Here is an 8,616-nt window from a genome sequence, read left to right as displayed (position 1 = left end):
AGCCCCCTGCAAGGGAGCCGTTTTCTGCATACTCTTTTATGGCTCAATAAAAGAGTATGGCGGAGTGCGCGGCCGCGACCGCGCGGTTCTTCCTGTCTTCGGTCTTCAGGCGAGGGTCACTTTGCTGTACTCTGGTACTTAAAGGGGACACTTCCCTGAACTTCGGGTAGTGTCCCCATCGCGCATATCCCTATCCAGTAGTGCCGCCATCCAACCAATCAAGGTCGCCGATATCGCCCGGCTTGCTCCTTTCTTTTCTTACTTGTCCTGGGCTTGCCGAAGAATCTCGTGTTGTATTCGCACTCATCTGTGAAGAACATTTTTTTTGCGTCAATTGATTCAGCAATCGGCTCATGCTAGGCTGTGCCATTAACTGAAGTTCATCTCTCTTCATTAACAGACTGCTACGGGAGGATACAATATGACGAGCCAGGTCTTCATGGCCGACATGCGCGCCGGTACCAGGGAAAACCTTTTTACAAAACTGCTGCGACTGATCGATTGCTGCAACCTTGAAAACCGGATTCGCAAGGGCGATCTTGTCGCGATCAAGCTGCACTTCGGCGAAAAAGGCGGCCACGCCTATATCCGCCCGACCTTTGCGCGCAAGGTTGTCGACCGGGTCAGGGAACTCGGCGGCAAACCTTTTCTGACCGACTCGAGCACACTCTACCCCGGTGAGCGCAAGGAAGCGGTCTCGGCCCTGAACTGTGCGATCGAAAACGGTTTCGCCTACGCGGTCGCGGGGGCACCATTGATCATGAGTGACGGCTTGCGCGGCCATTCGTCGCGGCGGGTGGCCGTCGAAGGCGGGCTCCTCGATACGGTTGACATCGGACTTGAAATCCTTGAAGCCGATGGCATGATCACCCTTTCACACTTCAAAGGGCATGAGCTGACCGGGATCGGCGGCGCCATCAAAAATCTTGCCATGGGCTGTTCGAGCCGGGAGGGCAAACTTGAGCAGCATTCAAACGTGGCCCCGCAGGTCGCCGAAAAAGACTGTAACGCCTGTGCGGACTGCTTCTCGGCCTGCGCCCATGACGCCATTGCAATGATTGAGGGCAAGGCGCGAATCGATGCCGAAACCTGCGTCGGCTGTGGCCGTTGCATCACCGTCTGCGAGCAGCAGGCGATTCACATTCAGTGGAACGAACAGGCCGACCTGGTCATGAAAAAAATGGTCGATTACGCGCGGGGCGCCATCAGCGGCAAGGAGGGCAAACTGCTTTTTATCAATTTTGTCACCCAGGTTTCCCCGGCCTGTGACTGTTACGGGCACTCCGATGCGCCGATCGTTCCCGACATCGGCATTCTCGCTTCGACCGATCCGGTCGCGATCGATCAGGCCTGCGCCGACCTGGTGAACCAGGCAACCGGCCTGCCCGATTCAGCCCTGGCGCAAGGACATGCTCCGGGCTGCGATAAATTTCGTGGCATCTATCCGGAAATCAATTGGCAAACGACTCTGGAACAGGCCGAGCTTCTCGGCCTTGGCAGCCGGGCCTACGAACTGAAAAAACTCGAACCGCTCGACAAGAGCTGGTAATCAGACGACAGGAGAAACGTTACCATGATGGAAATCACATTCCCCGGCGGCGTTGCCGTCAACACCGAATACAACGGCTTCGTCACGAAAACCGATCAACCCGAAGCAAACGGCGGCACCGACTCGGCACCCTCGCCGTTCGACCTCTTCCTCTCTTCCCTCGGCGCCTGCGCCGGTTTTTTTGCTCTGCGGTTCTGCCAGCAGCGGGAGATCGACACGACCGGCATGAAGTTGACGCTCGACACCAACCGCAACCCGGAATCAAAGCGGCTGGAGGCCATCAATATGAAGATCCACCTGCCGGACGGGTTTCCTGACAAGTACCGGAAATCGATCATCCGGGCCACCGATCAGTGCGCCGTTAAAAAGGTTATCGTTGATCCGCCAGAGATTACAGTTGAAACGGTCTGATTACAGAGGAGGATAATCTTCTGCGGCCGGGGTGTCCGTTTCGGTCATCCCGGTTTCCTTTTCAAGGGATGCCAGCAACGCCTCGGCATCCTCACTTCTGGTCGGTGGATAGGCAATTTCAACCAGGGCCTGCCGGGCATCAAGTGTCCGCACGAAGGCGATGCCGTCATAGCTCTCGAGAGAAAAGCGCAGGTAGGCAATCGCCGATTTGGGGATCAGGTAGTATTTCTTACAAAAAGGTTGTTCCAGCATCATTTTGCCTTGCCCTGTATTGAAATTAACATTATTCTCACTAAAATATTTTTAGCAGAACTTAAAAAACGTCCGAAATAATTAGAAAGCTTTTCGCATTATCTCTTGTACAGCCATCAAACCTCCTCCAGAGTGCGGCTGTTGAACCCCGAAAAGAGATATCTGCGACTCCCCGGGTCCCCGCCCGGGGTTTTTTTATGAACCGGAAACCCTTCGCCACTAAAACACTAAGGACACCAAGAAGATCAAAATCTATTTATTAACGCAGAGACGCGGAGGTGGAGAGAATACCAAAAACAAAACCTGGATCTCCGGGTTAGATCAAAACAGAACGCTAAAGACTTAGCCTAATCTTTTTAATGAATTTTTCTAGCTCTCCGCCTCTCCGTTAACATGTTTTTTTATCTTGGCATTTCTTCGTGTATTTGTGCCTTCGTGGCTAACCCTGCTCTTTGAAGTTATCGATCAGGTATCGCGAGATACTCCGCTTCGGCGGCAGGTTCGGGAGCGCATCGATCGGGAACCAGCGTACGTCTTCCAGCTCCTTTTCCTCGACGACAACCTCGCCGCCGGCATAGTCGGCGACGAAACCGCACATCAGCTGGCTCGGAAAGGGCCAGCTCTGGCTGCCGATATAACGGATATTCTCAACCTCGACCCCGGTCTCCTCCTTAACCTCCCGGATAACCGCCTCTTCCAGGCATTCGCCCATATCGAGGAAACCGGCAACCAGACTGTAGCGGCCCTCCGGCCATTCAGCCTTACGGGTCATCAGGATTTCACCGACCCGTCGAACAACAACGATAATGCAAGGATGGATATGCGGAAAATGATGGGTTCCACATTGCTCGCATACTTTGCCCCATTCCCCCGGCAGCCAGCTCTGTTTCCGGCCGCATCGACCGCAATATTGACTGTTGGCGTCCCAGTATAGAATCTGTCGGGCCAGACCGCCGAGGGAGAGCAGCTCGATCGACAGCTTGGGCACCTGGCTGGTTAAGCCGCGCATCAGATATTGATCCGGCAGCCTGGTGTCCGGATCAAGGCTGACAACCCGGCAGGGCCGCCCCTGCCACTGGCCGATATAGAGAGCTGTTTCCGGATCAATGCCGGGCGGCAATGTCCCGTCCGGCAAAGTCTGGTTCTGACCATCTTCGAACAGGGCCAGTTCACCTCCCTGAATAAGGAGCCAGCTCCCCCGGTCGCCCGGGTCCTGGTCATGCGTCAGGAATTCGAACCGGCTGGCCAGACAGGTCTGGTTGAACGGAAGGTGGTACGGTGTCAGAAAAGATTCGGGCAACATGAATTGAGCTTAGCAGAGAGCAACAAACGGAACAAGCAGACAAAAAAACGGCCCGCCAAATTCGGGCGAGCCGTTCACAAAGACTTATTTGGACAGGATTACCAGCCGAGACTCATTTTAACCGAATAGACCGGCTCATCCATCTGCTCATATTCAGCGGTGATATTGAGCAGAGCAACGGCAAACTGCACCCCGCCGAAGATGCGGGTTTCGTTATCATCATAGTCACTCAAAAGAGCCTGAAGGCCTGCATTACTCCCGGTGTATTCGCCTTCGTAGGAGACAGTGCCAAGACCCGCGTAAGGGGTCAACATGGCAACCCCCTTGCTGACGACAATATCGGCCGCCATGGTTTTGACTTCCATCTCGCCGGCCGCATCGAGCTTGGCGTAGCTGCCGCGAAGAGCGAGAGCCGGCGTGGCGGCGGTCCCTTCGAGCAGAGCCCACTGGATCTGCGCACCCTCCATTGAAAGATCGTAATCGCTGACCTCGGCGTAGAAGGCGCCAATATCAATCCCGGCCGGCAGCCCCTTCTGGACCATCAGGCGAGGGACTGCAACGACGTCGGTGTCGACATTATACTTCGTCCACAGCCCCTCGTTGACTTCGACACCGGTAATGGCAAGGCCGATATCAAACCCGGTCAACCCACCCGGCTCGGCCGGCATCATGCTTCTGTATGCTGTCAGGCGGCCTGCTTCGGTGACCAGCTGGTTGAATTCCGGTTGTACGACGCCGGTAAGATCAAAGTCCGCCGCCCATACAGAACCGCTACACAGAACGAAAACCATGAAAGTCAAAATAACCTTCTTTATTTGCTTCATAATAAATCCTCCTCAAATTTTCCAGGTTTTAACTTGCATGAACATATCTTACAGCTTACAAGAAGAATGCCATGAAATAAAATTCTAACATATTCATACAGTTACAAACTATCCATTTATCCGGGCAGCATAAATCTGTAGCTTAATCGCCACAACATCGGAGCAAAAATTGTCCATACGGGCCCATCTCGTGTAGAATTGATTGCAACATCCTACATCCGACCCGTCATTAAGACAAGTTAAGAGTGCTGCTTTGACTGACAAAAATCCAGAAAGGCTTCTCGCTATCGGCGATATTCACGGCTGCTTCGACCTGCTGCAAAAGCTGCTGACCGATGTCGCGCCCGGCCCTGAAGATCAGCTCGTTTTCCTCGGCGACTACATTGACCGGGGTCCGGCCAGCCGCCAGGTCATTGAATGCCTGCTCGACCTGCAGCGACAATTTCCCGAAACCGTTTTTTTGCGCGGCAATCACGAACAGATGCTGCTCGATTTTCTTGCCGGTGACGATCATCTGATGTTCCTGCTCAACGGCGGCAACGCGACGCTCGAAAGCTACCAATCCACAGACAATTCCAAGCCGGTCATTCCACCGGATCATCTCTCATTTTTCAATAACCTGAAAAATTCATATATTCACGGGGATTATATATTTGTCCACGCCGGTTTGCGTCCGGGCGTTCCGATCAGTAATCAAGATGAATACGATATGCTCTGGATTCGCGGCGAGTTTATCAATTCGGATTATGACTGGGGAAAAACTGTTGTCTTCGGACACTCCCCCCAGCCCGAGGTCCTGTTGCGCGATAATATGGTAGGGCTCGACACCGGCGCCGTCTACAACAACCGGCTGAGCTGCTGCGACCTGCTGACCCGAAACATCTGGCAGGCTTCAGCCATCGACCTGCCGGATTAACGCTCTTCGGCCTTGGCGCGCCGGAGCAGATCGCCGGCCCGGCTTCCGGCCGGCAGGGGCATCATGACCCGGGCGTTCGGCTGAACAACCTCGACCGCCTCCCCGGTTTCTCGAACCACTTCTCCAACCGTGAACCAGGCCTGGCGCATGCCCGGACCGAACAGCTCGATCTCATCTCCCGGAAAGAAACGGTTTTTCCCTTCGACCAGCCCGGTGCCGTCCGGTTCAACTGCGAGGACCAGGCCTATAAAATCGTAAGATCGGCGGTAGTGGGTATCTTTGGCATGCAGCTGCGGATCAGCATGACCAAAAAGGAAACCGGTGTCATAGGGTCGGTGGCTCACCTTGTCGAGCTCCTCGAGCCAGTACGGGTCGCACTGCCAGGTCTCCGGATCATCGCGGTAGCGATCGAGGGCCGCCCGATAGGCCCGGGTAACAACCGCGACATAATAACGGCTCTTCATCCGCCCCTCGATCTTGAAATGCCGCACGCCGGCCTTGACCAGCTGCGGCAGATGCTCGATCAGGCAAAGGTCGCGACTGTTCATCAGGTAAGTTCCGTGACGGTCCTCTTCGATCGGAAAAGATTGATCCGGCCGGCTCTCTTCGACCAGGGAGTAGTTCCAGCGGCAGGGATGAGCGCAGGCACCGGCGTTGGCGCTGCGGTCGCTCATCGCCGCCGAGAGCAGGCAACGCCCGGAATAAGCGACACACATCGCCCCGTGGACAAACGCCTCCAGTTCAACCGAGCCGTCATCGGCAAAGGTCTTGATATCCTCAATGGTCAGCTCGCGGGCCAGGTTAATCCGTCGCACTCCGGCCTGTTGCCAGAACCGGGCGGCAAAAACATTGGTCGTATTGGCCTGGGTCGAAAGATGAATCTCCCGTTCCGGGTCGAGTTCGCGAACCAGGCTGAGAACTCCGGGATCGGAAATGATATAGGCATCGAGATCAAAGCGTTTGAGCTGCTCGATTTCCTCGGCCAGCGTCTCAAATTCTCCCGACACCAGGTAGGCATTGAGGGTCAGGTAAATTTTTTTCTGCCGCGCGCTCGCAAGATCCCGGGCCCGGGCCAGCTGATCATAGCCAAAGTTCCCGGCCATCGCGCGCAAACCGAAGTTCTCACTTCCGAGGTAGACCGCGTCAGCCCCGTAATCAAAAGCTGTCACAAGCTTTTCATAATTGCCGGCGGGTGCGAGCAATTCAAGCTTATCCATGACCATCTCCTCTTCTCAAAGGGTCTCACTATAGCATAGATTATCACTCCGGAGAGCCGCTTTTGCCGGTCCGATTCGATTCCATTTGCCGACGTTCAAAACTTGACAATCACCTGAAAAACCTATAATTTTTAGAAAATTTAATGCAATATTCTATTTAACTGGGAAGACCAATTTGTATCGAATCAAACTGATATGCGCCGTTATTGCTGTCGCCGCCTGCTGCGGGCTGACCGCCTGTGCGGCCCCGGGAACAATGACAAGCCCTGCCATGGCGCCAGCTGCACCGGCACCAGCCCAGGCCTTGGAGAATGATCAGCTTCAGAGCATTGATGCCCGCCTGCAGCGTTTGCAGGACAGCGTCGTTATGCTTGAGGCCCGCCTGCTCGACCAGCAGAGAATGATTGATTCTCTGAAGCAACGGGTCGGTCAGGGCAACGCCGGCAGCCCGGTGATCGACGAAGGCGCAAAATCTTCACAACAGTCACCAACTGAAATTTATCTGGCGGCCTTCGGCGACTACGCATCCGGGCAGTACCAGAAATCGATCAGCGGCTTCAATCGCTTTCTGCAGCTCTTCCCGGCCAACGATTATGCCAGCAATGCCCGTTACTGGCTGGCGGAGTGCTACCTCGCTCTCGGCCAGTTCGGCCAGGCGGTTGCGAATTTTGACCAGGTCGTCAACGATTACCCGAAAAGCAGTAAGGCACCCGACTCCATGTTAAAAAAAGCGGCAGCCCTTTATCAGCTCAACGACAATGAAGGCGCCATGGAAACCATACAGCTCCTGCGGGAGCGTTACCCGAAAAGTTCTGCGGCGAAGAACGCCACGGAGAATTTCAACTGATGCTGAATCAGCCAAAGCCACAGGGGGCGATAATGACTCTACGTAAAACCGTGTTGCTGATTTGCCTGCTTCTGCTGCCATTATCTTCCCTGGCAGCCGGAGAGCCGCAAATCTATACTATTAAAAAAGGCGACACTCTCTGGGGAATCTCCGAGCGTTTCATCAAGGATCCTTACTACTGGCCCAACCTCTGGTCGAACAACCCGGACATTCCGAACCCGCACTTTATCTATCCCGGACAAAAACTCGCGATCTATGACGACCGGATCGAAATCGTCAAGGCCGAACCGGAAGAAGTTGATCTCGAGCCGGTCGAACAACCGGATATGCCTGAAATCGAAACAGTTCGGGATGAAGAGCCGCAGCAGGAACCGGCTATTGAGGATCTGGTCGGCGGCGAGCCGGAAGATGAGATCAAGATCAAGGTGCCCGGCGGCGGCATCGGCTTTATCGGCATTGAGGATCTGAAAACAACCGGACGGATTGTCGATGGCACTGACAATCGGCTGGTCCTCGGCTCCGGTGACATGGTTTTTCTCGAGATGGATGATCTCGACACGATTGACCCCGGCATGAACTTTGCCATCTTCGATCTCGGTGATAAAATTTCGCATCCTGTCACAGGAAAGAATATCGGCTACCAGGTCTTCGAACTCGGACTTCTCGAAATTGTCGATGTTGATGAGAACGTGGCAACCGCCAGGATTCTTTCGAATGTTCGTGAGATTCTGCGCGGTGCCCGGGTGACGCCCTTTATCGCTCCGGAAAAGCAGATCGCCCTTAAACAATCCAAGGCGGACCTCTCCGGCTACCTGGTCGCCTCGCGACGCGGTCAATCGACCATGGGGCAATTTGATGTTGTCTACACTGACCTCGGTGCCGAGGATGGCGTTGAAACAGGAAACCTTCTCTATATTTCGCGACCACGCAAGGCATCAGATGTGAGCCTGACTGACAAACCGCTCCCCGATATTCTGATCGGGCAGGCTGTTGTTTTAACAACATCACGAGAAACCTCGGCCGCCCTGGTTCTGAAAACTGCCAATACTATTTTTAAAGGCGACCGGGTTGCAACTTTCAGCGAATAGTTGTTGAGTGCCAGCACAACGTTAACAGCTTTTTGCGCCACGACATCGCTTACACTTAAATGATTTAGCGCATTTTGTAATCAAATTCCTCGACCTGAGTTTTGTCCAGGAAGAGTTTTAGTTTCTGTTCTTTGACATCGATAGTAGCCACCACGTATTCGCGTATTGTCTCCGGCGGGACTGAGAAACGTTCTCCAAAGACATCCAGT

At 54.2% G+C, this 8,616-nt stretch carries 10 protein-coding genes; 5 read left to right on the top strand and 5 right to left on the bottom strand.

Annotation, left to right across the window (positions count from 1 at the left end):
- Positions 1 to 421 precede the first annotated feature (421 nt).
- Both C0623_03020 and C0623_03015 read left to right on the top strand, forming a co-directional pair.
- A complete protein-coding gene (locus C0623_03020) occupies positions 422 to 1,549 on the top strand; it encodes a 4Fe-4S ferredoxin (protein PLY02929.1) in 1,128 nt (375 codons plus the stop codon).
- Positions 1,550 to 1,576: 27 nt separating this feature from the next.
- Entirely contained in the window at positions 1,577 to 1,960 is a 384-nt protein-coding gene (locus C0623_03015; protein PLY02930.1) for an osmotically inducible protein OsmC, read from the top strand.
- On the opposite strand, the gene C0623_03010 is transcribed toward C0623_03015, so the two are convergent.
- From C0623_03010 to C0623_03000, 3 genes are all read right to left on the bottom strand, one after another.
- Positions 1,961 to 2,215, bottom strand: coding sequence for a hypothetical protein (locus tag C0623_03010; GenBank protein ID PLY02928.1), 255 nt, complete (start codon positions 2,213 to 2,215; stop codon positions 1,961 to 1,963). It abuts the gene before it with no gap.
- A 436-nt stretch (positions 2,216 to 2,651) separates the two neighbouring features.
- Entirely contained in the window at positions 2,652 to 3,515 is an 864-nt protein-coding gene (locus tag C0623_03005; protein PLY02927.1) for an NAD(+) diphosphatase, read from the bottom strand.
- A gap of 98 nt (positions 3,516 to 3,613) precedes the next feature.
- Entirely contained in the window at positions 3,614 to 4,339 is a 726-nt protein-coding gene (locus tag C0623_03000; GenBank protein ID PLY02926.1) for a hypothetical protein, read from the bottom strand.
- Positions 4,340 to 4,592: 253 nt separating this feature from the next.
- On the opposite strand from C0623_03000, the gene C0623_02995 reads away from it, so the two are divergent.
- Entirely contained in the window at positions 4,593 to 5,255 is a 663-nt protein-coding gene (locus C0623_02995) for a serine/threonine protein phosphatase (protein PLY02925.1), read from the top strand.
- On the opposite strand, the gene C0623_02990 is transcribed toward C0623_02995, so the two are convergent.
- The gene (locus tag C0623_02990) at positions 5,252 to 6,472 is read right to left on the bottom strand and encodes a peptidase U32 (GenBank protein PLY02924.1); all 1,221 of its coding nucleotides are present in this window, start codon (positions 6,470 to 6,472) and stop codon (positions 5,252 to 5,254) included. The two genes, C0623_02995 and C0623_02990, sit on opposite strands and share 4 nt — an antisense overlap.
- Before the next feature lie 175 nt (positions 6,473 to 6,647).
- Here C0623_02990 and ygbF point away from each other — a divergent pair, with 175 nt between their 5' ends.
- Positions 6,648 to 7,319, top strand: a complete 672-nt coding sequence (gene ygbF, locus C0623_02985; GenBank protein PLY02923.1) for a tol-pal system protein YbgF — start codon at positions 6,648 to 6,650, stop codon at positions 7,317 to 7,319.
- On the top strand, positions 7,319 to 8,407 hold the full coding sequence (locus C0623_02980; protein ID PLY02922.1) for a hypothetical protein: 1,089 nt from the start codon (positions 7,319 to 7,321) through the stop codon (positions 8,405 to 8,407). The genes ygbF and C0623_02980 overlap by 1 nt, the downstream gene beginning before the upstream one ends.
- Before the next feature lie 64 nt (positions 8,408 to 8,471).
- Here C0623_02980 and C0623_02975 read toward each other — a convergent pair.
- Positions 8,472 to 8,616: IS481 family transposase ISGme9 (locus C0623_02975; GenBank protein ID PLY02921.1), on the bottom strand; the 145-nt coding region annotated here is incomplete at its 5' end.

It is taken from the genome of Desulfuromonas sp. (assembly GCA_002869615.1).
Lineage (GTDB): Bacteria > Desulfobacterota > Desulfuromonadia > Desulfuromonadales > UBA2294 > BM707.
This window is presented reverse-complemented; position numbering and strand designations above follow the sequence as displayed.

Coding starts and splice junctions, on each gene's coding strand:
- C0623_03020 (PLY02929.1), top strand. CDS start 422: ATGACGAGCCAGGTCTTCATGGCCGACATGCGCGCCGGTACCAGGGAA.
- C0623_03015 (PLY02930.1), top strand. CDS start 1,577: ATGGAAATCACATTCCCCGGCGGCGTTGCCGTCAACACCGAATACAAC.
- C0623_03010 (PLY02928.1), bottom strand. CDS start 2,215: ATGATGCTGGAACAACCTTTTTGTAAGAAATACTACCTGATCCCCAAA.
- C0623_03005 (PLY02927.1), bottom strand. CDS start 3,515: ATGTTGCCCGAATCTTTTCTGACACCGTACCACCTTCCGTTCAACCAG.
- C0623_03000 (PLY02926.1), bottom strand. CDS start 4,339: ATGAAGCAAATAAAGAAGGTTATTTTGACTTTCATGGTTTTCGTTCTG.
- C0623_02990 (PLY02924.1), bottom strand. CDS start 6,472: ATGGATAAGCTTGAATTGCTCGCACCCGCCGGCAATTATGAAAAGCTT.
- C0623_02980 (PLY02922.1), top strand. CDS start 7,319: ATGCTGAATCAGCCAAAGCCACAGGGGGCGATAATGACTCTACGTAAA.